Source organism: Curtobacterium sp. NPDC086286 (assembly GCF_044746255.1).
Taxonomy (GTDB): Bacteria; Actinomycetota; Actinomycetes; order Actinomycetales; family Microbacteriaceae; genus Curtobacterium.
Window position 1 is genome coordinate 414,202 of record NZ_JBIVBW010000003.1, and the last position, 25,842, is coordinate 440,043.

Consider the following 25,842-nt stretch of genomic DNA (forward strand, 5'->3'; position numbering starts at 1 on the left):
ACATGAGTTCCACCGTGCCCACGCACGACGCACACGAGACCTCCCCCGACGGCATCGACCCCAACATGCTGACGGCCTACGCCCTGTGGGCCGTCTTCCGCCGTCCGCTCGGGCCGATCCACACGGTCGGCGACGACGCGGTGGCCGAGCTCGACGCCGTCATCGCCGCCGCTGCCGAGCGCGGCGTGACGATCCGCGGCTTCTACGACGTGTCCGGCTTCCGCGCCGACGCCGACGTGATGGTCTGGCTGCACGGCGACGACGCGCAGGCGATCCAGGCGGTGCTCCGCGAGATCCGCCGCACCGCGCTCTTCCAGGACGCCGAACCGGTGTGGCACGCCATGGCGATGCACCGCGAAGCCGAGTTCAACAAGCGGCACACGCCCGCCTTCCTGCGCGGCAAGGAGCCAGAGGCCTGGATCACGGTCTACCCGTTCGTCCGGTCCTACGAGTGGTACCTCCTGCCGGAAGAGGAGCGCTCGAAGATGCTCCGCGACCACGGCATCGCCGGCGCGAAGTACCGCCGCGTGCTGACGAACACGATCGCCACCTTCGCGCTGAGCGACTACGAGTGGATCCTGCCGCTCGAGAGCCCGGACCTCGTCGACCTCGTCGACCTCATGCGCGACCTGCGCTACACCGAAGCCCGCATGCACGTGCGGGAAGAGGTGCCCTTCTTCACCGGTCGTCGCGTGACGACCACCGAGCTGCCGGAGGTGCTCTCGTGACCGACACCAGCATGATCACGAACGGTCAGGCCGTCCTCGCCGCGACCCCCGCGGCCGCCGACGGTCCCGAGCACGTCGAGGTCCCGGTCGCGTACGACGCGATCCTGCTCGCCGGCTTCGGCGGACCCGAGGGCCAGGACGACGTCATCCCGTTCCTGCGCAACGTCACCCGGGGCCGGGGCATCCCGGACGAGCGCCTCGAAGAGGTCGCCCACCACTACCGGCACTTCGGCGGCGTCAGCCCGATCAACGCGCAGAACCGTGCGCTCAAGGCCGCGCTCGAGGCCGAGCTGGCCTCGCGTGGCATCGACATGCCGGTCCTCTGGGGCAACCGCAACTGGGAGCCCTACCTCGAAGAGGCCTTCACCGAGGCGGCCGACAAGGGCTACAACAAGCTCATCGCGATCGCCACGAGCGCCTACTCGTCGTTCTCGAGCTGTCGCCAGTACCGCGAGGACTACGCCCGCGTGCTGTCCGAGACCGGTCTGATCGACACCATCCAGATCGACAAGGTCCGGCAGTTCTTCGACCACCCGGGCTTCGTCCGCCCGTTCGTGGACGGCGTCCGTGACGGCATGGCGCGTGCGATCGCCGAGAACGACGGCCTCGACGTCGCGACCGAGCTGCACGTGCTGTTCTCGACGCACTCGATCCCGTCGACCGACGCCGCCAAGTCCGGCCCCGACTACCGGGGCTTCGACGAGCACGGCGCGTACGAGGCCCAACACCTCGCCGTCGCGCAGGTCGTGCTCGACCAGGCGTGGGCGGAGCTGCTCGAGCAGCCCGAGCACGCGTCGCTCCGCGGCACGAGCACGCCGCCGTGGAAGCTCGTGTACCAGTCGCGGTCGGGCCCCCCGACGCAGCCGTGGCTCGAGCCCGACATCAACGACTACATGAACGAGGAGCTCAAGGGCGGCCCGACCCGCGCCGTGCTCATCGTCCCGCTCGGCTTCGTGAGCGACCACATGGAGGTCATGTGGGACCTCGACGAAGAGGCAACCGAGACCGCTCAGGAGCTCGGCTTCTGGTCGGTGCGCACGCAGACCCCGGGTGTCGACCCGGCCTACGTCTCCGGTCTGGTGGACCTCGTCCTCGAGCGTGTCAACGGCACCCCGACGAGCGAGCGCCCGCACCTGACCGACCTCGGTCCCTGGTACGACGTCTGCCGTCCGGGGTGCTGCGAGAACGTGCGCGCCGGGTTCAAGCCCGCCGCGGCCGGACTCGCCCCGTGACCGACGCGTCCGCGCCGACCGGCAGCCCCGACGGCCCGGCCCCGATCCGGCTCGGCACCCGTGCCAGCCGGCTCGCGGTCGCCCAGTCGCAGGACGTCGCCGACCGCTTGGCGACGGCGTCCGGTCGACCGGTCGAGCTCGTCACGGTCACGAGCGAGGGCGACACGAACCGCGCCTCGCTCGCGAGCCTCGGCGGCACGGGCGTGTTCGCCAGCGCGCTCCGCGAAGCACTCGTCGCGGGCGAGGTCGACGTCCTCGTGCACTCCCTCAAGGACCTCCCGACCGCGCCGTACCCGGGGCTGACGATCGCCGCGGTGCCGAAGCGTGCCGACGCCCGAGACGTCCTCGTCGCCCGGAACGCCGCGACCATCGAGACCCTGCCCGAGGGCGCGAAGGTCGGGACGGGTTCGCCCCGCCGCGTCGCGCAGCTCAAGGCCAAGCGTCCCGACCTCGACGTGGTGGACATCCGCGGCAACATCGACACCCGCCTCGGACGCGTCGACGACGACCTCGACGCGGTGGTCCTCGCCGCCGCCGGCCTGACGCGCATCGACCGGCTCGACGCGGCGACCGAGCTGCTCGACCTCGGCTTCTGGCCGAGCGCCCCCGGGCAGGGAGCGCTCGCGATCGAGACCCGCGCGGATGAGACGGACCGGAACCTCCTCGCGGCCCTGCGGAAGATCGAGCACGCGCCGACCCGCCTGACCGTGTCCGCCGAGCGCGAGGTGCTCGCGAAGCTCGAGGCCGGGTGCTCCGCCCCGATCGGTGCCACCGCGATCGTCGATGCCGAGATGCTCCTCGTCTCCGCGACGGTCTACCGGCCCGACGGCTCCGAGTACCGCACCGCATCACACGCCGCCGTGCTCGACGGCTCCGCACAGGACCGCCTGACCGAGGCGCTCGAGCTCGGTGGCCGGGTCGCCGCCGAACTGCTCGAGAACGGTGCGGCCGACCTGGCGGACCTCGCGACCTCGGCGGAGTAGGCGGTCGCCACGCACCCCGACGTCAGCACCGCGGACGCGGCACGGCAGCCGGTCGTCCTGGTCCCGCGCGGCGGGGCGTGGGGTGACCGGGTGGCCGCGGCCGCCCGCGAGCGCGGGCTCGACCCGCTCGTCGTCCCGCTGATCGCGGACGCGGCACCCACGGATCGGTCCGCCCTCGAGGCTGCGGTCGACCGGTTGATCGCGTCCGGTGGGTCCAGGAGGCACGACGCACCTCCGCCGGCCGGGTCCGGTCCGCAGTCGGCGAGTGGGCAGGACGCGCAGCCGGCGAGCGGGCAGGACGCGCCGTCGGCGAGTGGGCAGGACGCGCCGTCGGCCGGTCGGCGAGCGGGCGGAACCGGCCGCCCAGCCGCGCCGACCGGGCCGGATCGTGCCCATTCGGGACCCGCGACCGACGGCACCGCCCGCACCGACGGCACAGCCCGCACCGCCCGCACCGACGGCACCGACGTGGCCGGGTACGCGTGGATGGTGGTGACCAGTGCGACGGCCGTGCGGGTGGTCGCGGAACGGGTGGCGCGCCTCCCGTCCGACCTGCGGGTGGCGGCGGTCGGCGAGCCGACCGCCCGTGCCGCGCGTGCTGCGGGCTGGGTCGTCGACCTGGTGCCGTCCGAGTCCTCGGGCGCCGCGCTCGCCCACGCGCTGCCGGACACCTCCGGCACCGTCCTCTTCCCACGCTCGGACCTCGCTGCCCCGACCGTCGTCGACACCCTGCGCGCCCGCGGGATCGACGTGGACGACGTGGTCGCGTACCGTACCGTGGGGACCGGCGACGAGCCGGTCGTCCTCGACTCCCCGCCCGCCGCCGTGCTCGTGACGAGCGGCAGCGTCGCTCGCGAGATCGCCCGGCGGATGACCCCGCTCCACCCCCGCACCGTGGTCGCGTGCATCGGACCCGGGACCGCTGCCGAAGCCCGTGCCGCTGGCCTGCCCGTGCACGTGGTCGCCCGGACCCGATCCGCAGAAGCCCTGCTCGACGCCGTCGTCGAGTCCCTGAACCCCATCGCCCCGAACAGGAAGGCACCGAAGTGACCGGCCGTTTCCCCCAGGTCCGCCCCCGACGACTCCGCGCGACCGGCGCGATGCGTCGACTCGTCGCCGAGACCCGGCTCCACCCCGCCGAGCTCGTGCTGCCGATGTTCATCCGCGAGGGGGCGACCGAGGCGATCGACATCACGAGCATGCCCGGGGTCCAGCAGCACTCGCTCGACTCGTTCCGCCGTGCCCTGCACGAGGCGGCGTCGGTCGGGATCGGCGGCGTGAACCTGTTCGGCGTGCCGACGTCGAAGGACGCGCAGGGATCCGGCGCGACCGACCCGGACGGCATCCTCAACGTCGCGATCCGCGTCGCACGCGAGGAGGTCGGCGACGCCCTCGTCGTGCAGTCCGACCTGTGCCTCGACGAGTTCACCGACCACGGGCACTGCGGCGTCCTGGCCGCGGACGGCTCGGTCGACAACGACGCCACACTCGAGCGGTACCGTGACATGGCGGTCGTGCAGGCCGAGGCCGGCGCCGAGCTCGTCTGCATGAGCGGCATGATGGACGGCCAGATCGCCGCCGCACGGGACGCGCTGGACGCGGCCGGGCACAGCGGCACGGCGCTGCTGGCGTACGCGGCCAAGTACGCGAGCGCGTTCTACGGACCCTTCCGCGAGGCCGTCGACTCCTCGCTCGTGGGCGACCGCCGCACGTACCAGATCGACGCCGCGAACGGTCGGCAGGGCCTCCGCGAGGTCGAACAGGACATCGCCGAGGGTGCCGACATCGTCATGGTGAAGCCGGCGATGAGCTACCTCGACGTGCTGGCCGAGACCGCACGCACCTCGCCGGTACCGGTCTGGGCGTACCAGATCTCCGGCGAGTACGCGATGATCACCGCAGCCGCGCAGAACGGCTGGATCGACCGCGACGCCGCGGCGATGGAGGCGCTCGTCGGCATCAAGCGCGCCGGCGCCGACGCGATCCTCACCTACTTCGCGGTCGACATCGCTCGCAAGCTCAACGAGGAGGCGGGACTCCGCACCTCCGGCAGCACCAGTGCCGTGGACGGCATCGCCTCGACCGGGAAGGCCCCAGAATGACCACGAACGACCAGCTCTTCGGCCGCGCGAAGAACAGCATCCCCGGCGGGGTCAACTCGCCGGTCCGGGCGTACGGCTCCGTCGGCGGGACGCCCCGCTTCCTGACGAGCGCGAAGGGTGCCTACGTCACCGACGCCGAGGGGCGGGAGTACGTCGACCTCGTCGCCTCGTGGGGGCCCGCGATCCTCGGGCACGCCCACCCCGCGACGGTCGAGGCCGTGCAGCAGGCGGCGGCGCGCGGGCTGAGCTTCGGGGCGTCGACCCCGGGGGAGACCGAACTCGCCGAGCTCGTGAAGCAGCGGGTGTCGGTGGACGGCGACGGCCCGATCGAGAAGCTCCGCATGGTGTCCACGGGCACCGAGGCGACGATGACCGCGATCCGGCTCGCCCGCGGGTACACCGGTCGCGACCTGCTCGTGAAGTTCGCCGGGCACTACCACGGCCACTCGGACTCCCTGCTGGCCGAGGCCGGTTCGGGTGTGGCCACGCTCGCGCTCCCCGGCAGTGCCGGCATCACCGCCGAGACCGCCGCGCAGACCCTGGTGCTGCCCTACAACGACCTCGATGCCGTCCGTCGCGCGTTCGACGAGCACTCCGAGCGCATCGCGGGCGTGATCGTCGAGGCAGCGGCCGCGAACATGGGCGTCCTCGCCCCCGAGCGTGGGTTCAACCGGGCCCTGGCGCAGATCGTGCAGGCGCACGGTGCGCTGCTCATCGTCGACGAGGTCCTGACCGGCTTCCGGGTGGGCTCTGCCGGGTGGTGGGGCCTCGAGGCGTCGAAGGTCGTGCCGGACGGCGCCGGGTGGAAGCCCGACCTCGTCACGTTCGGCAAGGTCATCGGCGGCGGCATGCCCCTCGCCGCACTCGGTGGTCGGCGCGAGGTCATGGACTACCTCGCCCCGCTCGGCCCCGTCTACCAGGCGGGCACGCTCTCGGGGAACCCGCTCGCCGTCGCCGCGGGCATCGCCACGCTGCGGGCCGCGACGCCCGAGGTCTACGCCCACCTCGACCGGACGGCGGCGACCATCGCGACGGCGACGAGCGACGCCCTGTCCGCCGAGGGCGTCGCCCACACCGTCCAGCACGCCGGCAACCTCTTCTCGTTCGCGTTCACCGAGACCGCCCCGCGGAACTACGACGACGTCCGAGCGCAGGAGGCGTTCCGGTACGCGCCGTTCTTCCACGCCATGCTCGACGCGGGGGTGACCCTGCCCCCGAGCGTCTTCGAGGCGTGGTTCGTCACGGCGGCACACGACGACCGGGCCGTCGGACGGGTGCTCGACGCACTGCCGGCCGCGGCGAAGGCGGCCGCGCGCGCCACGGCGTGACGCCACCACCTACCTGACGTCAGGCGCGGGTCGGGCCGGACCCGCGCCTCCCGTCCGCCGCACCCGGCGGTGTGCCGCGTGCGCTGGTTGGATGGCGACATGCAACTCGCCGAGGCCCTCATCGAGCGCGCCGACCTGCAGAAGCGCATCGAGCAGCTGCGCTCGCGGATCGCCGCCAACGCCCGCTACCAGGAGGGCGAGGAGCCCGACGAGGACGCGGCGTCCCTGCTCGCCGAGGCCGAGCGGGCCGTCGACGACCTCGAGGTGCTGCTCGCCAGGATCAACGCGACGAACGCGTCTACTCGGCTGGCCTCGGGCGAGACCATCACGACGCTCCTCGCACGCCGGGACGCCCTGCGCCTCCGGCACGCGCTCGTGACCGGCGCCGCGGACGCGACCGCGGGAGGAGGTGGCGGGTACCGACAGCTCCGCAGCGAACTCCGCACGTTCGCCGCCCTGCCGACCGCGACGCTGCGGTCCCGGGCGGACGACCTCGCCAAGGAGCTCCGCGAGCTCGACGCGACCATCCAGCGCAGCAACTGGGAGGTGGCGCTCCTGGAGACGACGGACTGATCGGACGGGCGGTGCGTCGGTAGGCGGACCGGGGCGGGTACGGACCCGACGGACCGGCGGGCAAACCGGTCCTCATGTGGCGCAGTGGGCAGCGCCGTGGCGCGAGCCGGCACAACGCAGCCCAGCACCGCGCACCGGCGACGGGGCACGAGGCACCACGCATCACCGCGTACCGACCGGATCGCCGAGGGTGGGACAGGGGACAGCACCGCCCCGGAGTCCGGTGTGCAGCGACTCAGGACGCGCGGCGGGCGGCCCAGCGTCCCTCGGCCCGGAGGATCGCGAGCGGGAAGTCGAAGGCGTGCGAGACCGCCGACGACGTGATGACCTCGTCCGAGGTGCCCTGGGCGACCGCGACCCCGTCGCGCAGCAGCATCGCGTGCGAGGTCGACGCGGGCAGGTCCTCGAGGTGGTGCGTCACCATCACGCTCCCGAGCTCGGGGTGCCGGTGGCGCAGGGCGTCGACGGTCTCGAGCAGGTGTTCGCGCGCGGCGACGTCGAGCCCGGTGGCCGGTTCGTCGAGCAAGAGCAGCTGCGGCTCGGACATGAGCGCCCGGGCGATGAGCGTCCGTCCGCGTTCGCCCTGCGACAGGACCGGCCAGCGGGCGTCCCGACGCGCCGTCAGCCCGACGTCGGCGATGTGCTGCTCGGCGGTGGCCACCTGCGCGGGCGTCGGCTCCCACCGCATCATGAGGTCGGTCGTGCCGGTGAGCCCGGTGAGCACGGTCTCGACGACGGTCAGCGGCGAGAGCATCCGGTGGCGGGGGTCGACGTGCCCGATGTGTTCGCGGAGCTCCCGGACGTCGACGCGTCCGAGTCGTCGGCCGAGCAGTTCGACGGTGCCGGCCGTCGGGTGCCCGGTGGCGCCGAGGACCGCGAGCAGCGTCGACTTCCCGGCACCGTTCGGCCCGAGGAGCGCCCAGTGCTCCCCGCGCCGGACGGTCAGGTCGATGTCGTGCAGGAGGTCCCGGCCGGACCGGGTCACCCGGACCCCGGCCGCTCGGATGAGGACGTCGTCGTTGCTGCTCACGGGTCCATCGTGGCCCAGGCGGCCGGGGAACGCTGGACGGGTCAGCCGGCGGCGGCGGTCCCGGCAGCGCGGAGCTCGTCCGCCTGCTGCTCGGCGGTCGCGGTCAGCGCCCGGATCGCGGCCGCGGCGGCGTCACCGTCACGCTTCGCGATGGCCGCACGCAGCGGGTCGACCGAGTGCTTGTAGTCCCAGAACTGCCACGCCCCCTGGGCGAGCGAGAGGAACCGCGCACGGGGCAGGAGCGACTCGGCGAACTTGTCGAGCAGCTCGTTGTCGGCGGCGTCGACGAGCAGCGAGATGACCGTCTCGAGCTCGGCGTCCATGCGCTTGTCCTGCTGCTCGGAGTACGAGCGCACGGCTTCGAGGTGCTCGGTCAGCGCCTTGGCTGCGGAGGCGTCGAGCTTCGGTACGCCCCAGCGCGCAGCGAGTTCGACGAACCCGCCGAGGACCTGGGTGGTGTCGGCGGCCTGCTTGCCGGTCGGGGTGGCGACGCGGGTGTACCGGTTCGCCTCCATCTCGACCAGGCCGTAGTCGACGAGCTTGGCGATCGCCTCACGGATGGGGGTGCGACTGACCCCGAGCCACTGCACGAGCTCGTCGTCGTTGAGGCGCTCGCCCGCCTGGAGCGTGCCGTCCTGGATCGCGGCGAGCATCTTCTCGAGCACGACGTCGCGCAGGAGCTTCCGCGGCGAGTTCTCGACGGTGGACTTGGGTACCGGCATGCCGGACTCCTCACAGGCTCAGGTGTTCTGTACTCAAATCCTAACGTGTCAATATGCAAACGCTTGTGAAATCTTAGTATTCAGCGATCGACCGCGACGACCGTGCGCCCGTGCACGTTGCCGGCGACGACCTCGGGTCCGACGGCGATGGCCTCCTCGAGCCCGGCGACCCGCGTCACGCCCGCCAGGAGCGCCGGGTCGAGATCGGTCGCGAGCCGCTGCCACGCCTGCTGCCGGAGGGGCAGCGGGGCGTCGACGGAGTTGATGCCGAGCAGCGACACCGCCCGCAGGATGAAGGGCATCACCGAGGTCGGGAGCGCGGAGTCCTGCGCCAGGCCGCACGCCGTCACCGCCCCGCCCCACCGGGTCGCCGCGAGGACGTTCGCGAGGGTCGCACCGCCGACGCTGTCCACCGCGCCCGCCCAGTGCGCCCGCTGCATCGGCCGGCCGAGCTCGGCGAGGGTCGCGCGGTCGATGACGTCGGTCGCGCCGAGTGCCCGGAGCGAGGCGTCGTTCGCGGCGCGTCCGGTCGAGGCCGTGACCTCGTACCCGCGGGCGGCGAGCAGCGCGATCGCGACCGTGCCGACGCCGCCGGACGCACCCGTCACGAGGACGGGACCGCTGCCCGGCTCGACGAACCGTTCGAGTGCGAGCACGCTGAGCATCGCGGTGAACCCGGCGGTCCCGATCGCGGCCGCGAACGAGTCGTCGATCGAACCGGGCAGCACGACGAGCGACCCCGACGGCACCACCGCGTGCTCCGCCCAGCCGCCGTGCCGGCTCTCGCCGAGCCCGGCGCCGTTCACGACGACCCGGTCGCCGATCGCGACGTCGTGCACGCCCGGGCCGAGGGCCGAGACGGTGCCGACGACGTCGATGCCGGGCACGAGCGGGTCGACCCGCGCGACGCCGGGGTTCCGGGCGAGCGCCAGGCCGTCCTTGTAGTTGACGCTCGAGTACGTGACGTCGACGAGCACCTCGCCCTCGGTCGGGTCGGCGACGTCGACCTCGGTGACGGTGGGCGGGGTGGAACTGGAGACGAGGACTGCGCGGGTCACGCGTCGGACGCTACCCGCGCCTCCAGGACCACGACCGGCCGACCTGCGGACGCGTGTCAGCCGAACATGATGGCGGCCTCGTCGTACCGGGCCTGCGGCACGGTCTTCAGCTCGCCGAGCGCCTCCTCGAAGGAGACGTGCTCGATGTCGGTGCCCCGGAGCGCCACCATGCGGCCCCAGCGCTCCTCGACCACCGAGTCGATGGCCGCCAGGCCGAGCCGCGTCGAGAGGACCCGGTCGTACGCCGTCGGCGTGCCGCCGCGCTGGATGTGGCCGAGCGTGGTGGCGCGCGTCTCGATGCCCGTCATCTCCTCGATGAGCGGTGCGAGGCGCTCGCCGATCCCGCCCAGGCGCGGACGCCCGAACGCGTCGAGGCCGCGCTCGGTGTGTGCGTTGTCCTCGTGGTCGGGGACGAAGCCCTCGGCGACGACGACCAGCGGCGCCCGACCACGGTCGTAGGCCGCCCGGACCCACGCGGCGATCTGCTCCATGCTCGTCTTCTGCTCCGGGATGAGGATCGCGTGCGCACCCGCGGCCATGCCGGAGTGCAGGGCGATCCAGCCGACGTGCCGGCCCATGACCTCGGCGACCATGCAGCGCGAGTGCGACTCGCCCGTGGTGCGAAGACGGTCCATGGCCTCGGTCGCGATCGCGACGGCGGTGTCGAAGCCGAACGTGTAGTCGGTCGCGCCGAGGTCGTTGTCGACGGTCTTCGGGACACCGACGATCTTCAGTCCGGCGTCCGTGAGGCGCTTCGCGGCGGCCAGCGTGCCCTCGCCGCCGATCGCGACGATGGCGTCGATGCCGTGCCGCTCGAGGGTGCGCTCGATGTTCTCGACGCCGCCGTTCGGGCCCTCGAAGGGATTCGTCCGGCTCGTGCCGAGGATCGTGCCGCCCTGCTTGGCGATGCCCTGGATGTCCTTGCGGCCGAGCGGGACGATGTCGCCGTCGACCACGCCGCGCCACCCGTCGCGGAAGCCGACGAAGTCGTGTCCGTAGATCGCGATGCCCTTCAGCACGATGGCGCGGATGACCGCGTTCAGGCCGGGGCAGTCGCCTCCGGAGGTGAGGATGCCGATGCGCATGGGGAACTCCGTCGTCGGGGTGCAGTGGGACACGCCCATCATGACTGACGGTGGTTCCGCATTACCATCCTGCGTGTGTCCCTCACCGTTCCGTCCTCCGCCGCCGGTGGCGTCGAGGGCGCCGCGGCGCGGGTCGGTGGGTCTGCGGCGCGGGTCGGCGAGGCTGCGGCGCGGGTCGGCGAGGCCGTGTCGCGCGTCGGCGAGGCCGTGTCGCGCGTCGGCGAGGCCGTGTCGCGCGTCGACACCGTCTACCGGCCAGGAGGCGCGGTGGACGTCCGCGCGACGCTCCGGCCCCTGCAGCGCGGCTCCGGCGACCCCGCCTTCCGCGTGGTCGGCTCCGACACGTGGCTCGCGCTCCGCACACCGGACGGCCCGGCCTCGGTGCTCGTGCGCCGTGCCGGTCCCGACGCCATCGCGGTCTCGGCGTGGGGCGACGGTGCCGAGTGGGCGGTGTCGCACGCTCCCGAACTGCTCGGCCGGGGTGACGACTGGTCGGACCTCGACGTGTCCCGGCACCCGTTCCTCGTCGACGCCCGGCACCGGCAACCGGGCCTCCGCCTGCTCCGCACCAACACCGTGATGGCGTCCCTGGTGCCCGCGATCATGGAGCAGAAGGTCACCTCGCGGCAGGCCTGGCGTGCCTGGCGGTACCTGCTGCGGCGGTACGGCACACCGGCGCCCGGACCGGCCCCGGCGGACATGTTCGTCCCGCCGACCGCTGCCGGGTGGGGTGCGATCCCGAGCTGGGAGTGGCACCGCGCCGGCATCGAGCCCGGTCGTTCGGCGACGGTGATGCGGGCGGTCCGGGTGGCTCCGGCGCTCGAACGGACGCTGGCGCTCGGTCGCGGTGGGGCCCTCGTGTCCGCGCGGCTGCAGTCGGTCCCCGGCGTCGGGAAGTGGACGGCGGCGGAGACCGCGCAGCGCGCCCACGGCGATCCGGACTCCCCGAGCGTGGGGGACTTCCACGTGGCGGCGCTCGTCGGGTGGGCGCTGACCGGGGGACCGGTGGACGACGACGGGATGCTCGAGCTGCTGGAGCCGTGGCGGGGGCACCGGGAGCGGGTCGTGCGGCTCATCGGGGGGTCGGGCTTCCGGAAGCCGTCGTTCGGGCCGCGCCTGACGATCCAGGACCACCGGTACCACTGAGCCGCGCTGGCGCCGTGCCGCGCGCCGCGGGCGCCGTGCCGCTGCGCGGCGTCGCCGCGCGCTGGCGCGCCGCCGGGCCGCTGGCGCCGGAGGCGTTCGCACAACCAAAGTGCGCCCGAGCCGTGCATCCGCGTGGCGCAACGTGCCTTTGGTTGTGCGGAGCGCCGCGCGCCGCGCCGCCGCGCGCCGCGCCGCCGCGCGCCGCGCCGCCGCGCGCCGCGCCGCCGCGCGCGCCGCGCCGCCGCGCGCGCCGCGCCGCCGCGCGCGCCGCGCCGGGCGCCGCGCCGGCCGCGCCGCGGGTCAGGCCACCGCCGAGAACGGTCCGCCGAACCACAGCGCGATCGGCGCGAGCCCCGACAGCACAGCGCTCGCGACGACCACGGCGGTCGACCCGCGAGCCTCCGCACGCCGGCGCGCGACGACACCGAGCACCAGCGCCACGACGACCCCGCCCCACGGGAGGAGCGACAACGCCAGCACGAGGGGCCACAGGAAGAGCGAAGCCCCCGTCCCCGTGACGAGCACCGGCACCCACATGACCGACCAGAGCAACGCCAACGCCGTCCCGGACATGGACAGGATCGCCCCGGCGACGACGAGCGTGGGGGTGGAGTGGGGGCGGACGGCGGGTTCGTGCACGTCCGGATCGTACCGAGCGCGGCGGCTCAGGGGTGCCGGGTGCCGACGCCGGCGAGCACGGCGCGGTAGCCCTCGCGGAACGTCGGGTACCGCGGTGCCCAGCCCGTCGAGCGGAGCAGGGCGTTCGACAGGCGCTTGTCACCGGCACCCTGCCGGCCGGCAGTGCCGGCGCCGGCCTCGGCCCTCGGCGGCACCGCGACCCCGAGCTCGGCGGCGAGGAACGCGTACACGTCGTCGAGCCGAGCCGGTTCGTCGTCGGTCACGAGGTACGTCGGTGCGGGGTCGTCCAGCGTCGCGAGGTGCACCAGGGCCGCAGCCGCGTCGTCCCGGTGGATCCGGTTCGTGTGCGGGGACGACCCGTCGGCCGGAGCCGACCGAGCCCCTCCGCCCCGGACCTGGTCGAGGAGGCGCTCCCGCCCGGGACCGTACACACCGGACAGTCGAGCGAGCACCGCCCCCGGGGCTCGCTCGCGGAGCAGCGCCTCGGCCTCCAGCAGGACGTCCGCGGTGGGGGAACCGCCGTCCGCGGGGGTGTCCTCGGTGACCGTGCCACCGTCGTCGACGTCGTAGACCGCGGTCGAGGACACGACGACCAGGCGCGGGCTCGCTCCGGACGCGTCGATGCCGTCCAGGACGTTCCGCAGCCCGTCGACGTACGTCGCGCGGTACTCGTCCACGTCGCGGCTCCCCGCGGCGACGGCCACGACCACCACCGCCGTGCTCGCCGGGATCTCCGGGACCGACCGGCGCAGGTCGACGCTCCGCCCGGTGAGCGGGGCCGGGACCAGCTCGCCCCGCCGCCGGAGTCCGACCACGCGGTGCCCGGCGGCGGCGAAGCGCAGGCCGGTCTCGATCCCGAGGTCGCCGCAGCCGGCGATGACGATGTCCACCGCCCCATCATGCCGAACGCCGGTGGACGATCCGCCGTCCATGCCGAACGCCGGTGAACGATCCGGCCCGCTGTCTCGTCGTCAGGGCATGGGACTCCGCACACGAACCAAGGTCATCATCGGCATCGCCTCCGGCGTCGTGGTCGTCGGCGCGGCCGCAGCCATCGCCGGACCGGTCATCTACGCGAACACCGTCAACGGGCAGGCCGCCGCCGCCCCCTCCGTCAGCGCCGCGCCGTCCGGCGGCTCCGGCACCCTCACCGCCGCCGAGGCCGACGGCAGCTGGACCAGCACCGGCGACTCGTTCGCGGGCTACCGCGTGCACGAGAAGCTCCAGGGGCAGGATGTGAACGTGGTCGGACGCACGAAGGACGTCGAGGGCAGCGCCGAGGTCAGCGGCGGCTCCCTCACGAAGGCGACGGTCACGGTCGAGGTCGCGAAGATCAGCACGCCCGAGTCCGCCCGTGACGCCTACTTCCGCGACACCGCGCTCCAGACGGACCAGCACCCCACGGCGACGTTCACGTTGACGAAGCCCGTCGACGTGTCCGGCGCGCTCGACGGCTCGACGCAGGACGTCACGCTCACCGGCACGATGGACCTGCACGGCGTCGAGCAGCCCGTCACCGCCGACGCCCAGGTCGCCGTCGCGAAGGACGGCACCGTGCAGGTCGCCGGCAGCATCCCGATCACCTTCGAGGACTACGGGGTCGAAGCACCGTCCCTCGGCTTCGTCACGGTGGACCCGAAGGGGTCCGTCGAGTTCTCACTCGACCTGGCGAAGTGATGGCCACGGGCCGATCCGCCGACGAGCTGCTCGCGACGCTCTACCGGGAGCACGGCGACGCGCTCACCCGGTACGTCCGGCACCTGACGCGGGACGGCCACACGGTCGAGGACGTCGTGCAGGAGACGATGGTGCGCGCGTGGCAGCGCCCGGCCGTGCTCGAACGCGCCCCGGACAGCGCTCGGGCGTGGCTCTTCACCGTCGCCCGGAACCTCGTCGTCGACGATGCCCGGTCCGCGCGGAACCGCCGTGAGCACGGCACCGAGTCCCCCGTCGACCGGGTCGAGGCGGACCGCACCGACGCCGTCCTCGACCGCATCGTCGTCGCGGACGCCCTCGCCTCCCTCAGCCCCGACCACCGTCGGGTGGTGGTGGACGCGTACTGGCTCGGACACACGGTCCCCGAGATCGCCCGACGACACGACATCCCCGAGGGCACCGCGAAGTCGCGGCTGCACTACGGGCTGCGGGCCCTCCGGCTCGCACTGCAGGAACGAGGAGTGACGCGATGAGCGACGACCGCTACGCCGAGTGGGACGCCGCCTACGTGCTCGGTTCCCTGCCGCCGGACGAGCGGCTCGAGTACGAGCGGCACCTCGAGACGTGCGACCGCTGTGCGGCCGCCGTCGCGGAGCTGGTCGGTCTCCCGGGCCTGCTGTCCAAGCTGCCGGCAGACCAGGCGGTCGAGATCGCAGACCCGGACGGGAGGCGCGACACCGGCTCCGAGAGCACCCTCGCCTCCGTCGCGCACCGCGTTCGACACCGTCGCCGTCGCCGCCGGATCTGGGTCGCGGCCACGGCCGCCGCCGCGGTGGTCGCCGCGGTCCTCGGCGGACTCGCGGTCGGCACCGCACGGGTGGACCCGTCCGTCCAGGCCGGCCCCGCCACGGCGTCGGCCGACCGGTACGCGCTCGTGGGGGAGCGCGGCCTCGACGTCGACCTGTCCGTCAGCGGCGAACCGTGGGGCACCCGCTTCGACTGGGGCTGCTCCTACGGCGGGAAGTCCTGGGCCGCCGACGGGTCCGTGATGTACGACCTCGTGGTCGTGCGCGACGACGGGTCCGTGCAGACCGTGGCGTCGTGGTCGGCCGCTGGCGAGGACGCCCGGGGACTGTCCGCCTCGACCGACGTGCAGCGCGACGACATCGCCAGCGTGCAGGTACGGCTCCGCGGCGACGACCGGGTGCTCGCGGACGTCGATCTCTGACGGATCCCGATCCGGACCAATCCGGCTGGGCGAGGGTGCCGAATCACTGACATCGACCGGGGAACACCCCGGAAGCGCTCACCAGCCGCACATCGCTGGTTCTCCACCCTGCACCAGGGTGTGTTCGGCGCGCACACAGCAGCCGCGCCGAGCGCGACAACAGCAAAGGATTGATCACCATGCGCAAGAGCCTCAAGACCTCCATCACGCTCGCCACGACGGGTGCGCTCGTGCTGGGTGGTGCCGCGTTCGGCATCACCTCGGCGCAGGCCTCGACCCCGTCGGTGCACACCGTGTCGTCGTCCTCGTCGAAGATCCCCGGCCCCGTCGCGTCGGTGCCCGAGGTCCTCGGTGGCGACACCGCGGTGAAGCTCGACTCCGGCTTCACCGACGCCCTGACCGCGCTGAAGCTGACCCCGGGTGTCTCCGGTGACGCCAAGCTCGCCGACGGGTCCGTGTCGTTCCCGATCACGTCCGGTTCGGTGACGTACTGGTCGCCGGATGGTGACTACCGTCCGTACGTGCAGGGTCTGCTGAACCACGACGACTCGGGTCTGACCCTCACCGCCGGTGAGACGACGGTCACGCTGGAGAACTTCGTCGTGAACCCGGGCTCGTCCAAGCTCTACGGTGACGTGCTGGTCAACGGCAAGGTCGCGGTGAACAACGCGTACCTGTTCTCGCTGCACGGTGGCACGCTCAAGCCGCTGCAGCTCGAGGGTGACAACGCGATCCTGACCGGCACCACGGTGCACGTCTCGGGTGACGCCGCGAAGCTGCTCAACAGCACCTTCAAGACCGACGCCGTGAAGTCCGGCCTCCTCGTCGGCACCGCCACCATCACCGCCAAGATCAAGTAACACCCCCGCACGTCGCACCCCCGTCCCGGCCGTCCCGGGGCGGGGGTGTCGTCGTCTCGGTGCTCGTCGTCTCAGTCGGCGCTGTCCGGATCCGAATCGTCGGGGCCGATCGCGGCCTCGACGCGAGCACTGACGGACCGCAGCGTGTCCGCGTCGGTCCCCACGGGCCTCCAGAACAGGTCCTCGAGCGCACCGGTGTGCGCACGGATGCCGGCGAGCACCGCGCGGCGACCGTCCGGGGTCATCTCCACCCAGCTGCCCCGTCCGTCGGTGGGGCAGTCCGCGCGCTCGACGAGGCCCCGCGCCACCATGCGCGTGACCTGGTGGCTGACGCGTGACTTCTCCCAGCCGATCCCGGCCGCGATGTCGCGGACCCGCAACCGGTGGTCCGGCTCGCGGTGCAGTCCGATGAGGATCTCGAACTCGGGGATCGAGATGCCTGCGCCGTGCTGCACGGCCTGGTCGAGCGCTCGGTCGAGGCGTCGCCAGACGTCGTGGTAGGCGTCCCACGTCGCCCAGTCGTGGCCCTCGGCGCCCTCGTTCGACATGGCGTCAGCGTATCGACCTCCGGACGCTTCGACGGCATGATCATCCGCTCGGATGACTCGCCGGTGGCGCACGGCTCGCTCCGAGGTGCGGTCGGTGGCGCAGCATACGATCGGTGCATGCCGAGCGCCCGACTGCAGGACTGCACCGACGACGCCGTCGCCCTCGTGCGGCGGTGGCTGGCGGCGTCCGCGGGGACGAAGCCCGACGCGGGGGCGGTCCGCCTGGCCGAGGCCCTGCGGGACGACCGGGGGCTGGACTTCACGCGCGGTCTCGTCGACAAGGTGATCCGCCCCGAGGACCCACGCGTCGTGGCCCGCAACCTCGAGCAGGTCAGCCGCGACGTCCCGGACTTCCTGTCCTGGTCCCTGCGCGGCGCGGTGACGCTCGGCGGCGGGTTCGCGACCATGGCTCCGTGGGCAGTGGTGCCCACGGCGCGGAAGATCCTGCGGCGGATGACCGGGCATCTGGTTGTCGACGCCACCGACGCGAAGCTCGGGCCCGCCCTCGCGAAGGTCGGCGGCCCGGGTGCGGTCGTCGACGTGAACTTGCTCGGCGAAGCCGTGCTCGGCAGCGCGGAGAGCGACCGACGGTTGCAGGCGACGATGGACCTGCTGGCGCGTGACGACGTCGACCACGTGTCGATCGGTGTGCGTTCGGTCGTGCCGCAGATGTCCGCGTGGGCGTTCGACCAGACCGTCGAACGGGTGGTGGACCGGCTCGTCCCCCTGTACCGGCTCGCCGCGTCGTCCCCGACCGCGAAGTCCGTCACGCTCGACGCCGGGGACCACCGCGACCTCGACGTGACGCTCGCTGCGTTCCGGACGCTCCTCGACCGCGACGAGTTCCTCGGGCTGGACGCCGGCGTGGTGCTGCAGGCGTACCTGCCCGACGCCGCCGGCGCACTCGATTCCCTGACCGCCTGGGCGCAGCAGCGGCGTGCCCGTGGCGGTGCGCCGATCACGGTCCGACTCGTCAAGGGCGCCTCGCTCGCGACGGAACGGGTCGACGCGATCCTGCACGGGTGGCCCCTCGCCACGTGGGGGTCGAAGCAGGAGACCGACACCGCCCACCTCCGGCTGCTCGACGCCGCCCTGACGCCGGAGCGCATCGACGCGGTCCGGATCGGGGTCGCGAGCCACAACCTCTTCATCCTCGCGACGGCGTGGACCCTCGCCCAGCGCCGCGGCGTCACCGACGGCGTGCACGTCGCGGTGCTGCTCGGGATGGCGTCCGCGTCCGCCGACGCCGTCCGTGCCGACGTCGGACGGGTGGTCGTCTCCACCCCGGTCGTGCACCCCGACCAGTTCGACGCCGCGATCCCGTACCTCGTGCGGCGGCTGCAGGAGAGCGCCAGTCCGGACGGCTTCGTCGCCGCATCGGGCGACATCGGTCAGGACGAGAGCGTCTTCGAGCGTGAACGCGGCCGGTGGCTGGCGGCGATCGCGGCCCTCGACGCTCCCGGTCCGGTGCCGGCCACGAACCGGACGCAGGACCGCCGTGCCCCGATCGGCGACCCCGTGCACCGTGACGCCTTCACGAACGCACCCGACACCGACCCGTCGACCGCGGCGAACCGCGAGTGGGCGATCGACGTGCTCCGGCGGGTGCCGCGCTCGCAGCTCGGTGCGCAGACGATCCGCGGCTCGAAGGTCGCCGACCGGTCGAAGCTCGAGCGCATCGTCGCCCGGACGGCGCAGGCCGGGGTGAACTGGGGACGGCAGGACCCGTCCGACCGCGCCGAGCTCCTCGACCTCATCGCGCACGAGCTCGAGACGCGGCGTGCCGACCTCATCGAGGTGTCGGCGGCGGAGACGGGCACGACCTTCAGCGAGGCCGACTCCGACGTGAGCGCCGCGATCGACTCCGCCCACCACGCCGCCGACAGCGCCCGGCGGCTGGCCGTGCTCGACGGCGACGGTGCCCGGTACGTGCCGCCGCGCCTCACGGTCGTGGCGCCGACGTGGACGTCGCCCGTCGCGAACCCGGCCGAGGGCGTGTTCGCCGCACTCGCCGCGGGCAGCGGGGTCGTCCTGAAGCCCGCGCCCCAGGCGAAGCGTTCCGGGGCGGTGCTCGCCGACGTGCTCTGGGACGCCGGGGTCCCGCACTCCCTGCTCCAGCTCGTCGACCTCGACGAGGACCAGCTCGGCCGCGACCTCATCGCGCACCCAGCCGTCGACCGGATCGTCCTCACGGGCTCGGCCGACACCGCACGCTCCTTCCGCTGGTGGCGGGCCGGTCTGCCGCTCACCGGCGCGACGAGCGGCAAGAACGCGATCGTCGTCACTCCCAGCGCGGACCTCGACCTCGCCGTGCAGGACATCGTCCGGTCGGCGTTCGGTCGCGCCGGGCAGCAGTGCTCCGCGGCCTCGCTGGTGATCCTCGTGGGGGCGGTCGGCGAGAGCGAGCACTTCCGCCGACAGCTCGTCGACGCCACCCGCACCCTGCGTGTCGCCTGGCCGGACGACCCGACGGCGCAGGTGGGGCCGCTCATCGCCGAGCCCGAGGGCACGGTGCGCGCCGGGCTCACGGAGCTCGGCCCGGGGGAGTCCTGGCTGGTGCAGCCGGTCCCGCTCGACGACTCCGGCCGGCTGTGGTCGCCGGGGATCCGCGACGGTGTCCGGCCCGGCAGCGACTTCCACCAGACCGAGTACCTCGCCCCGGTCCTCGGGATCATGCGCGCCGACACCCTCGACCAGGCGATCGCGATCCAGAACGGCACCGACCACGGGCTCGCCGCCGGCCTCCACTCCCTCGACACCGACGAGGTCGCGGACTGGATCGCCGGGGTCCGCGCGGGCAACCTGTCCGTCAACCGCGGCACCACGGGCGCGATCGTCCACCGGCAGCCGTTCGGCGGGTGGAAGCGCTCGTCGGTCGGCACCGGGACGAAACCCGGCGGCTCGATGTCCGTCGCGACGCTCGGCCGGTGGGAGCCCACGCCCCGGACCGTGCACAAGAGCATCCAGCTGCACGGCCTGCCGCCGCGGGTCACCGCCGTGATCGAGGCGGCCCGCAGCGGCCTGTCGTTCGAGGAGTTCGACCAGGTGCGCGCCGGTGCACTGAGCGACGTCCGCGCACGCGAGTCCGAGTTCGGCGTGGCGCACGACCCGGCCGGGCTCGTCGTCGAGCGGAACGTGCTGCGCTGGCGACCGCAGTCCGTCATCGTCCGGCAGGCCGAGGGCGCCTCGTCCGGCGACCTCGTGCGCGTGCTCGCCGCCGCGACCGCCGCCCGGGCCGACCTGCTCGTGAGCACGGCTCGGCCACTCCCCGGACCGCTCACGCAACTGCTCGCGTCGAGCCGATCACCGCTGCACGTCGTCGACCACCTGGTCGAGTCGGACGACGAGTTCCTCCGCCGTGCCGCCTCCGGTGACCTGTTCCGGCCGGACTGGTCCTCCGGCGACGAGGTCGAGCAGGATGCGCTCGACGCCGTGCTCGCCCAGGGGCAGGACCGCCCGGCGCACACGGCGTTCGGCGGACCCGGCGCCCGGATCCGGCTCGTGGGCGGTGACCCGCTCGCGCTCGAGGAAGCCCTGGGTGCCAGCGTCGACGTGGCCATCCACGACGCCCCCGTGGTCGAGGCCGGGATCATCGAGATGCTGCCCTTCCTGCGCGAACAGACGGTGTCGATCACGGCGCACCGCTTCGGTGACCTCGACCCCGACCTCGCGGAGCTGCATGTCTGACGCCGACCGCACCCTGCACGCCGAGGGGCTGTTCAACGCCCGCGACCTGGGCGGGCTCCCGCTGCGGGACGGCGGGACGACCCCGTCCGGGCAGGTCTTCCGGTCCGAGAACGTCGACCGCGTGAGCCCCGCCGGCTGGCAGGCGCTGCGCGACGCGGGGGTCCGCACGGTCGTCGACCTGCGCGCGCCGTGGGAGACCGAGAAGGACACCGGTACGCGGCCGGACTGGGTGACGACCGTCGTGATCGACCACGACGGACTCGACGCGGCTCCCGCGTTCTGGCAGGCGTACTGGGAGACCGGGCTCGTCGGTACACCGCTGTACTACGGCCCGCACCTCGCCGAACTGCCGGAGCGCACCGGCTCGGTCCTGCGTGCGATCGCCCGAGCCGAACCGGGCGGTGTCCTCTTCCACTGCGCGGGCGGACGCGACCGCACCGGGATCATCGCGCTCGTCCTGCTGTCCCTCGCCGGCGTCGAACCCGAGGCGATCGTCGCCGACCACCTCGTCACGGTCGACAACGCCCCGGCGCTGCTCGCTTCGATCGGAGTCCCCTCGAACGAGGCGAAGATCGAGGCGCTGTGCGCCGAGCACGGCACCACGGTCGAGGGGGCGTTCCGCGCGGCCCTCGCCGCGTTCGACGTGGACCGGTTCGTCGAGCGTGCCGGTCTCGACGCGGACGACCTGGAGGCACTGCGCACCTTCCGCGCGGACGTCGCCTGACCGACGGGGACCGTCCGCGGACGCGCGCGGTGGCGTCCGGCGGGGCTCAGTCCTCGGTGTCGCCGGCTTCCTCGTCCACGACGCCGGTCTCGTCCATCCGGTCACGGAGGTGGTCGGCCATCGCTCCGGCGCCCTCGCCGGCGTGGTCGTGGTCGACCTGCTCGATGAGGCCGTGCAGCTTCTCGTGGTTCGTCGCCTCGGTGGCGCCGTCCATGACGGGCTCGGTCTGTTCGTTGTCGCTCATGGCACGGACGCTACGCCGCGGCTGGTGGGCGTCAGGCGTCGGTGCGCGCATCCTGGCCGACGGAGTGCGGGTCCGTGTCACCGGCCGCCGGTGTCGACCGGTAGTGCAGTTCGACCGCGCCGCCCACGAACGGCGTCGTGCCGACCAGTTCGAACACCGGCGTGGGCGCGGCCACCGGCAGCAGGGGCGCACCGGCGCCGAGCGCGATCGGCATCACGGTGACCCGGAGCTCGTCGAGCAGCCCGGCCTGCTGGTACTGCGCTGCGAGCAGACCGCCGCCGACGACCCACACGTCGCGATCGCCCGCCGCCCGCTCGAGGACCGACTGGTGGTCCGCGACCGATCCCGAGACGAACTGCACCTCGGCGCCGTCCGGCACGGGCAGCTCGCGCGTGGTGAACACCCAGGTCGGCAGGTCCGGGTACGCCCAGGTGTCGTCGTGGGCGAGCAGCCACTCGTACGTGGTCGACCCCATCACGAGGGCGCCGACGCCCGCGAAGAAGCGGTCGTGGTGTTCCTGGAACGGCTCGAAGCCGAACTGCAGCAGCCAGTCGAGGTCGTCGCCGGGCGCGGCGACGAACCCGTCCAGCGAGGACGCGACGGAGTAGGTCGTGCTCATGCCCGGGACGCTACCGAGCACCTCCGACAGCACGTCGTCCGCTGCCGACGGCCGCGCACTCGGCGATCACCAGCACCAGGGAGATCCCGAGCTGGCCGAGGGCGAACCGGCGCCGTCGCCGGTCCGCGACGGCCAGCGGCACCATGGTCAGGCCGTGGAGGGTGTCCACGACCGCGCTGAGCGTGTGTGCGTCGGGAGTCCCGGCGCGGCCGACCAGCCCCGCCTGGGTGAGCTGCCGCGCCGCGAGCACGACGTCCAGCACCGGCTGCCCACCGCCCCGTGCGGCCCGGACCGCGTGCCCGAACCCCACGGCGGCCCGGAAGGCCTCGACACCGGAGCCCGACGTCATCGTCGTCGTCCCGCCGCCAGCGCCACGGCTCCCGCCGCACCGGCCAGCACCGCGCCGACGATCCCGTTCCCGAGCCGGCGGTGTTCCACCCACCAGGTCTGCGGCGACCAGGCGTGCGCGGTGTCGTCGAACACCCCGTGCGCCCCGTGGTCCCCTGGAACCGGTTCGTAGAGGTTCACGCCGATCGCCGAGCCGTCCTTCTCGGGGTCCTGCTGCCCGGACACCAGCGTCTTCGCGGCGTACCAGTCCGCGAACCGCCCGCTGATCCGGTTGCCGAGGATCGTGTAGACCGTCGACTCCCCGACCCAGGTGCGGCGACGGGGCCGCTCGGCGACGGCGGCGATCGCCCGTGCGCCGACCTCCGGCTGGTAGATCGGTGCGACCGGCTGGGGCTGGTGCGGCAGCTTCGACTTCACCCACTGGAACTGGATGGTGTTGAGCGCGGGCATGTCGACGCGGGAGACCTGCACCTTGCTGCCCTGCTCGAGGAGTTCGGACACGACCGACTCGGTGAACCCGACGATCGCGTGCTTCGCCCCGCAGTACGCGGCCTGCAGCGGGATGCCCCGGAAGCCGAGGGCCGAACCGACCTGGACGACCTGCCCGCGGTCGCGCGGGACCATCCGGGACAGCGCTGCCCGGGTGCCGTTCACGAAGCCGAGGTAGGTCACGTGCAGTGCGCGCTCGAAGTCCTCGGGTGCGGTGTCCATGAACCGTCCGAACGCGCCGACCATCACGCCGTTGACCCAGAGGTCGATCGGCCCGAGCTCCTGTTCGACACGGTCCGTGGCTGCCTCGACGGCCTCCCGGTCGGACACGTCCGCGACCAGTGCCAGCCCTCGTCGTCCGGCCGCCTCGACCTCGGCGACCGCGGCCTCGACCCCGTCCCGCCCCCGCGCGAGCACGGCGACGTCCCACCCCCGCGCGGCGAGCTCCCGCACCGTCGCCCGTCCCAGTCCTGCGGAACCACCGGTCACCACTGCCACTCGAGTCATGGCTCCCTTGTACCTGCGGTCGACCGTGCACCACTCAGCCGCTGTCCCCCGGACGGATGCAGGCGGGGTCGGCCACGAGCATGATGGGCTCGTGGAGACCCGGAACGAGGACACCGCCGAGGAGACGCCTCCACCCGGCTGGGTCCTCAGCACCCCGACGCGACACCACGAGGTCTGGACGCTCCCGGTCCTCGTGATGCTCCTGGCGGTGCTGCTCGTCCTGGCCGCCGCCCGCTTCGGGGAGCCACTCGGCGCGGTCGTCTGCGCGGGGAGCGGGACCGTCGTCGCCGCTGGGGCGATCGCCCTGGCCGCTGCCGGGAGATCGGCCTACGCCGAGCAGACCATGACGGCTTCCTGGCGGTTGCACGTCGTCCGGATGACGGTCGGTGTGACGACGGCAGCGATCCTCGCGATCGGCAGCCTCGTCGTCGGTCTCCCGTTCGGCGTGCTCTTCGGTGCGGTGGGCTGGATCCCGATGACGTTCCGCTTCGCCCGGTCGGTGCCCCGTGTCGACCGACTGCTCGTGGCGTGGGCGTCGGTGTTCGTCGCCGTGGCGTGCACGGGCCTGTCCGTCGTGGGGTTCACGGCCCCGGCCGTGCCGGATCGTCTCGCGGCGGTCTGGATCGGCCCGGGATCGCTCTTCGCGGCGCTCGCCGTGGTGATGGCCGTCGTGCAGTTCGCCGTCGCCGAGCGGACCGCGGGGGCACCGCCGCTCAGCGCCCCAGACCGAACCGCGTCGTGACCCCCGGCGAGTAGAGCACCGAGTCCGGTTCGAGCGAGGCCAGGCCGAACGGGAGTCCGGCCGCACCGATCAGGTCGTCCCGCAGCGACACGACCGAGGCCCGGTGGAGCGGCCACGGCTCGTGCTCGTTCGGCCAGAACCGGGTCCGGCCGGCTCGGTGCACGTGCATGCCCCACCGCGCGGTCAGGAAGGTCTCGAGGACCGTCGGCTCGGTCACCTCCGCACCGACCCGCACTTCGACGAGGGACCGCAGGTGCGTCCCGTGTCGTCGCATCGCGTAGCCGACGCGGCCGTCGCCGTTCCGCGTCTCGGCATCGGCCCACCAGTACGGCAGACCGGTCGCGACGCGCGCGCCGATCGTCGGCAGGAGCTTGCCGGCGTCGAGCGACAGGAACACCACACCGTGCCGCCCTTCGTCGTCGATCGTGTAGACGCGGACGTTCACCTCGACGAAGTCCCCGATCCTCCCCGTCGAGATCGGCGGGAACCGGGTGTCCTCGAACCGGAACGCGATGAGGCCGACCCACGTGGTCGCCCCGTCGTCGGTGCCGTCCGCAGTGAGGGTGTCCGGCCGGGTGCCGGCGGGGAGCAGCGGCGCCACCGCCGAGACGTCGACGCGCCAGTGCACGAAGACGACGTCGAGCCAGTCCTGCGAGATCCAGGGGCGTCCGGTCAATCCGGGAGCGACGGCCTGGAGGCGCGGCTCGCCCCCGGCGGGCACGGCCGCGGTCACGAGGTGGTCGCCTCCGGGGCGATGTGCCCCGCCACGGGCGCGTCGTCCCACCCCAGCTGCGGGGTGTCGCAGGTCCCCCGGAAGACGTACTGCGACGGCCGCTTCCGCTCGCTCGACGTCCAGTCGATCGCGGGACGCCGGCGCTCGGGCGGGAGGTACCCGATCCGGTAGACGGCCATCAGCTCGAGCGACTCGGGGACGTGGAGCAGTCCCTCGATCTCCTCCCACGCCCCGGGCGTCTCCATCGGGAAGGACACGAACTGGATGCCGAGTCCGAGTTCGGTCGTGGCGAGCCAGATGTTCTCCATCGCCGCACCCATGCTGAACACCGAGTAGAAGCCCGAGAGCTCCTCCTTCCGGTACTCGTGCCGGTCGAGCAGCACGCCGAGCAGCAGCGGCGACCCGGCGACGAGCTTCCGGTTCTCCTCACCGAGGGTGTGCGGCACCCGCAGTGTGTTCATGAGCAGCTGCCCACGCTTCGTGAACACCTGCTTCGTGAAGGGCTTGAGCGGTCCGGGGAGCTTGTCGAACAGCATGCCGTCGCGCCGCTCGTCCATCTCGGCCTGGGAGAACCGGAAGTACGGCTTGTACCGCTCGAAGGACGTCCCCTCGGCCATGGTCCGGGTCATCGACGAGCCGCTGATCTCGGCGACGCGGTCGATCGTGTCGCGCTCCTCGACGAGGACGAACCGCCACGGCTGGCTGTTGAGCTGCGACGGTGCCCGGCCGGCCAGCTCCATGAGCAGCCGCTGGTGCTCGGGCGACACGGGGTCGGGGAGGAACGGTCCGTTGGTGGTCCGCCGGCGTCTGATCGCCTCGAAGAGCTCCACT

Annotated in this window: 28 protein-coding genes; 15 read left to right on the forward strand and 13 right to left on the reverse strand. The window is 73.2% G+C overall.

Annotated elements, in window-relative coordinates; translation table 11 throughout:
• The first annotated feature begins 2 nt into the window (after nt 1-2).
• From hemQ to ACIPKM_RS07900, 7 genes are all read left to right on the forward strand, one after another.
• Complete coding sequence (gene hemQ / locus ACIPKM_RS07870; RefSeq protein ID WP_071294326.1) at nt 3-728, forward strand: hydrogen peroxide-dependent heme synthase; 726 nt, start codon at nt 3-5, stop codon at nt 726-728.
• Nucleotides 725-1,960, forward strand: a complete 1,236-nt coding sequence (locus ACIPKM_RS07875) for a ferrochelatase (protein ID WP_374930692.1) — start codon at nt 725-727, stop codon at nt 1,958-1,960. Before hemQ ends, ACIPKM_RS07875 begins: the two co-directional genes overlap by 4 nt.
• Nucleotides 1,957-2,943: a hydroxymethylbilane synthase gene (gene hemC / locus ACIPKM_RS07880; RefSeq protein ID WP_261645793.1), complete on the forward strand. Its 987-nt coding sequence runs from the start codon at nt 1,957-1,959 to the stop codon at nt 2,941-2,943. The genes ACIPKM_RS07875 and hemC overlap by 4 nt, the downstream gene beginning before the upstream one ends.
• A gap of 90 nt (nt 2,944-3,033) precedes the next feature.
• The gene (locus ACIPKM_RS07885) at nt 3,034-3,993 is read left to right on the forward strand and encodes a uroporphyrinogen-III synthase (RefSeq protein ID WP_402736520.1); all 960 of its coding nucleotides are present in this window, start codon (nt 3,034-3,036) and stop codon (nt 3,991-3,993) included.
• A 50-nt stretch (nt 3,994-4,043) separates the two neighbouring features.
• Complete coding sequence (hemB, locus tag ACIPKM_RS07890; RefSeq protein ID WP_071294368.1) at nt 4,044-5,045, forward strand: porphobilinogen synthase; 1,002 nt, start codon at nt 4,044-4,046, stop codon at nt 5,043-5,045.
• Nucleotides 5,042-6,373 (forward strand): glutamate-1-semialdehyde 2,1-aminomutase, encoded by a 1,332-nt coding sequence (hemL, locus tag ACIPKM_RS07895; RefSeq protein WP_071294329.1) that lies wholly within the window; start codon nt 5,042-5,044, stop codon nt 6,371-6,373. The genes hemB and hemL overlap by 4 nt, the downstream gene beginning before the upstream one ends.
• 99 nt (nt 6,374-6,472) lie before the next feature.
• Nucleotides 6,473-6,946, forward strand: coding sequence for a DIP1984 family protein (locus tag ACIPKM_RS07900; protein ID WP_071294330.1), 474 nt, complete (start codon nt 6,473-6,475; stop codon nt 6,944-6,946).
• 235 nt (nt 6,947-7,181) lie between these two features.
• Here ACIPKM_RS07900 and ACIPKM_RS07905 read toward each other — a convergent pair whose 3' ends face one another.
• From ACIPKM_RS07905 to ACIPKM_RS07920, 4 genes are all read right to left on the reverse strand, one after another.
• Nucleotides 7,182-7,976 (reverse strand): ABC transporter ATP-binding protein, encoded by a 795-nt coding sequence (locus ACIPKM_RS07905; protein WP_071294331.1) that lies wholly within the window; start codon nt 7,974-7,976, stop codon nt 7,182-7,184.
• 41 nt (nt 7,977-8,017) lie between these two features.
• Entirely contained in the window at nt 8,018-8,698 is a 681-nt protein-coding gene (locus tag ACIPKM_RS07910) for a GntR family transcriptional regulator (RefSeq protein ID WP_070417351.1), read from the reverse strand.
• 80 nt (nt 8,699-8,778) lie between these two features.
• Entirely contained in the window at nt 8,779-9,756 is a 978-nt protein-coding gene (locus ACIPKM_RS07915; RefSeq protein WP_071294332.1) for an MDR family oxidoreductase, read from the reverse strand.
• 56 nt (nt 9,757-9,812) lie between these two features.
• Complete coding sequence (locus tag ACIPKM_RS07920) at nt 9,813-10,841, reverse strand: 6-phosphofructokinase (RefSeq protein ID WP_070419301.1); 1,029 nt, start codon at nt 10,839-10,841, stop codon at nt 9,813-9,815.
• A 207-nt stretch (nt 10,842-11,048) separates the two neighbouring features.
• Between ACIPKM_RS07920 and ACIPKM_RS07925 the strand changes: the two genes are divergently transcribed.
• Nucleotides 11,049-11,987 (forward strand): DNA-3-methyladenine glycosylase family protein, encoded by a 939-nt coding sequence (locus ACIPKM_RS07925; protein WP_402736538.1) that lies wholly within the window; start codon nt 11,049-11,051, stop codon nt 11,985-11,987.
• Between the two features lie 300 nt (nt 11,988-12,287).
• Here ACIPKM_RS07925 and ACIPKM_RS07930 read toward each other — a convergent pair whose 3' ends face one another.
• Nucleotides 12,288-12,626, reverse strand: coding sequence for a hypothetical protein (locus ACIPKM_RS07930; RefSeq protein WP_071294334.1), 339 nt, complete (start codon nt 12,624-12,626; stop codon nt 12,288-12,290).
• A gap of 26 nt (nt 12,627-12,652) precedes the next feature.
• The gene (locus tag ACIPKM_RS07935; protein WP_071294335.1) at nt 12,653-13,516 is read right to left on the reverse strand and encodes an NAD-dependent epimerase/dehydratase family protein; all 864 of its coding nucleotides are present in this window, start codon (nt 13,514-13,516) and stop codon (nt 12,653-12,655) included.
• 40 nt (nt 13,517-13,556) lie between these two features.
• Here ACIPKM_RS07935 and ACIPKM_RS07940 point away from each other — a divergent pair, with 40 nt between their 5' ends.
• From ACIPKM_RS07940 to ACIPKM_RS07955, 4 genes are all read left to right on the forward strand, one after another.
• Nucleotides 13,557-14,303, forward strand: a complete 747-nt coding sequence (locus ACIPKM_RS07940) for a YceI family protein (protein ID WP_229084570.1) — start codon at nt 13,557-13,559, stop codon at nt 14,301-14,303.
• Nucleotides 14,303-14,815, forward strand: a complete 513-nt coding sequence (locus ACIPKM_RS07945) for a sigma-70 family RNA polymerase sigma factor (RefSeq protein ID WP_071294337.1) — start codon at nt 14,303-14,305, stop codon at nt 14,813-14,815. The genes ACIPKM_RS07940 and ACIPKM_RS07945 overlap by 1 nt, the downstream gene beginning before the upstream one ends.
• A complete protein-coding gene (locus ACIPKM_RS07950; protein ID WP_070417345.1) occupies nt 14,812-15,510 on the forward strand; it encodes an anti-sigma factor in 699 nt (232 codons plus the stop codon). Before ACIPKM_RS07945 ends, ACIPKM_RS07950 begins: the two co-directional genes overlap by 4 nt.
• 179 nt (nt 15,511-15,689) lie before the next feature.
• The gene (locus ACIPKM_RS07955) at nt 15,690-16,370 is read left to right on the forward strand and encodes a hypothetical protein (RefSeq protein ID WP_070417182.1); all 681 of its coding nucleotides are present in this window, start codon (nt 15,690-15,692) and stop codon (nt 16,368-16,370) included.
• 71 nt (nt 16,371-16,441) lie between these two features.
• Here ACIPKM_RS07955 and ACIPKM_RS07960 read toward each other — a convergent pair whose 3' ends face one another.
• Nucleotides 16,442-16,918, reverse strand: a complete 477-nt coding sequence (locus ACIPKM_RS07960; RefSeq protein WP_071296500.1) for a MarR family winged helix-turn-helix transcriptional regulator — start codon at nt 16,916-16,918, stop codon at nt 16,442-16,444.
• 117 nt (nt 16,919-17,035) lie between these two features.
• On the opposite strand from ACIPKM_RS07960, the gene ACIPKM_RS07965 reads away from it, so the two are divergent.
• Together ACIPKM_RS07965 and ACIPKM_RS07970 are read left to right on the forward strand one after the other, a co-directional pair.
• Nucleotides 17,036-20,605 (forward strand): bifunctional proline dehydrogenase/L-glutamate gamma-semialdehyde dehydrogenase, encoded by a 3,570-nt coding sequence (locus ACIPKM_RS07965; RefSeq protein ID WP_071296501.1) that lies wholly within the window; start codon nt 17,036-17,038, stop codon nt 20,603-20,605.
• Nucleotides 20,598-21,329 carry a tyrosine-protein phosphatase gene (locus ACIPKM_RS07970; protein ID WP_071296515.1) on the forward strand — a complete coding sequence of 244 codons (732 nt, stop codon included), beginning with the start codon at nt 20,598-20,600 and terminating at the stop codon, nt 21,327-21,329. Before ACIPKM_RS07965 ends, ACIPKM_RS07970 begins: the two co-directional genes overlap by 8 nt.
• 46 nt (nt 21,330-21,375) lie before the next feature.
• Here ACIPKM_RS07970 and ACIPKM_RS07975 read toward each other — a convergent pair whose 3' ends face one another.
• The 4 genes from ACIPKM_RS07975 to ACIPKM_RS07990 are packed head-to-tail and all read right to left on the reverse strand — an operon-like array spanning nt 21,376 to nt 23,536.
• Nucleotides 21,376-21,573: a hypothetical protein gene (locus ACIPKM_RS07975; protein WP_070417343.1), complete on the reverse strand. Its 198-nt coding sequence runs from the start codon at nt 21,571-21,573 to the stop codon at nt 21,376-21,378.
• A gap of 31 nt (nt 21,574-21,604) precedes the next feature.
• Complete coding sequence (locus ACIPKM_RS07980) at nt 21,605-22,192, reverse strand: dihydrofolate reductase family protein (protein ID WP_071296516.1); 588 nt, start codon at nt 22,190-22,192, stop codon at nt 21,605-21,607.
• Between the two features lie 10 nt (nt 22,193-22,202).
• Nucleotides 22,203-22,541, reverse strand: coding sequence for a hypothetical protein (locus ACIPKM_RS07985; RefSeq protein ID WP_071296502.1), 339 nt, complete (start codon nt 22,539-22,541; stop codon nt 22,203-22,205).
• Nucleotides 22,538-23,536 (reverse strand): SDR family oxidoreductase, encoded by a 999-nt coding sequence (locus ACIPKM_RS07990; protein WP_071296503.1) that lies wholly within the window; start codon nt 23,534-23,536, stop codon nt 22,538-22,540. Before ACIPKM_RS07990 ends, ACIPKM_RS07985 begins: the two co-directional genes overlap by 4 nt.
• A gap of 91 nt (nt 23,537-23,627) precedes the next feature.
• Between ACIPKM_RS07990 and ACIPKM_RS07995 the strand changes: the two genes are divergently transcribed.
• Complete coding sequence (locus tag ACIPKM_RS07995) at nt 23,628-24,278, forward strand: hypothetical protein (protein WP_070417340.1); 651 nt, start codon at nt 23,628-23,630, stop codon at nt 24,276-24,278.
• On the opposite strand, the gene ACIPKM_RS08000 is transcribed toward ACIPKM_RS07995, so the two are convergent.
• Nucleotides 24,250-25,011 carry a YqjF family protein gene (locus ACIPKM_RS08000; RefSeq protein ID WP_254790938.1) on the reverse strand — a complete coding sequence of 254 codons (762 nt, stop codon included), beginning with the start codon at nt 25,009-25,011 and terminating at the stop codon, nt 24,250-24,252. The genes ACIPKM_RS07995 and ACIPKM_RS08000 overlap by 29 nt on opposite strands.
• Nucleotides 25,008-25,841, reverse strand: coding sequence for a nitroreductase family protein (locus ACIPKM_RS08005; protein ID WP_402736521.1), 834 nt, complete (start codon nt 25,839-25,841; stop codon nt 25,008-25,010). Before ACIPKM_RS08005 ends, ACIPKM_RS08000 begins: the two co-directional genes overlap by 4 nt.
• Nucleotide 25,842: the final 1 nt, after the last annotated feature.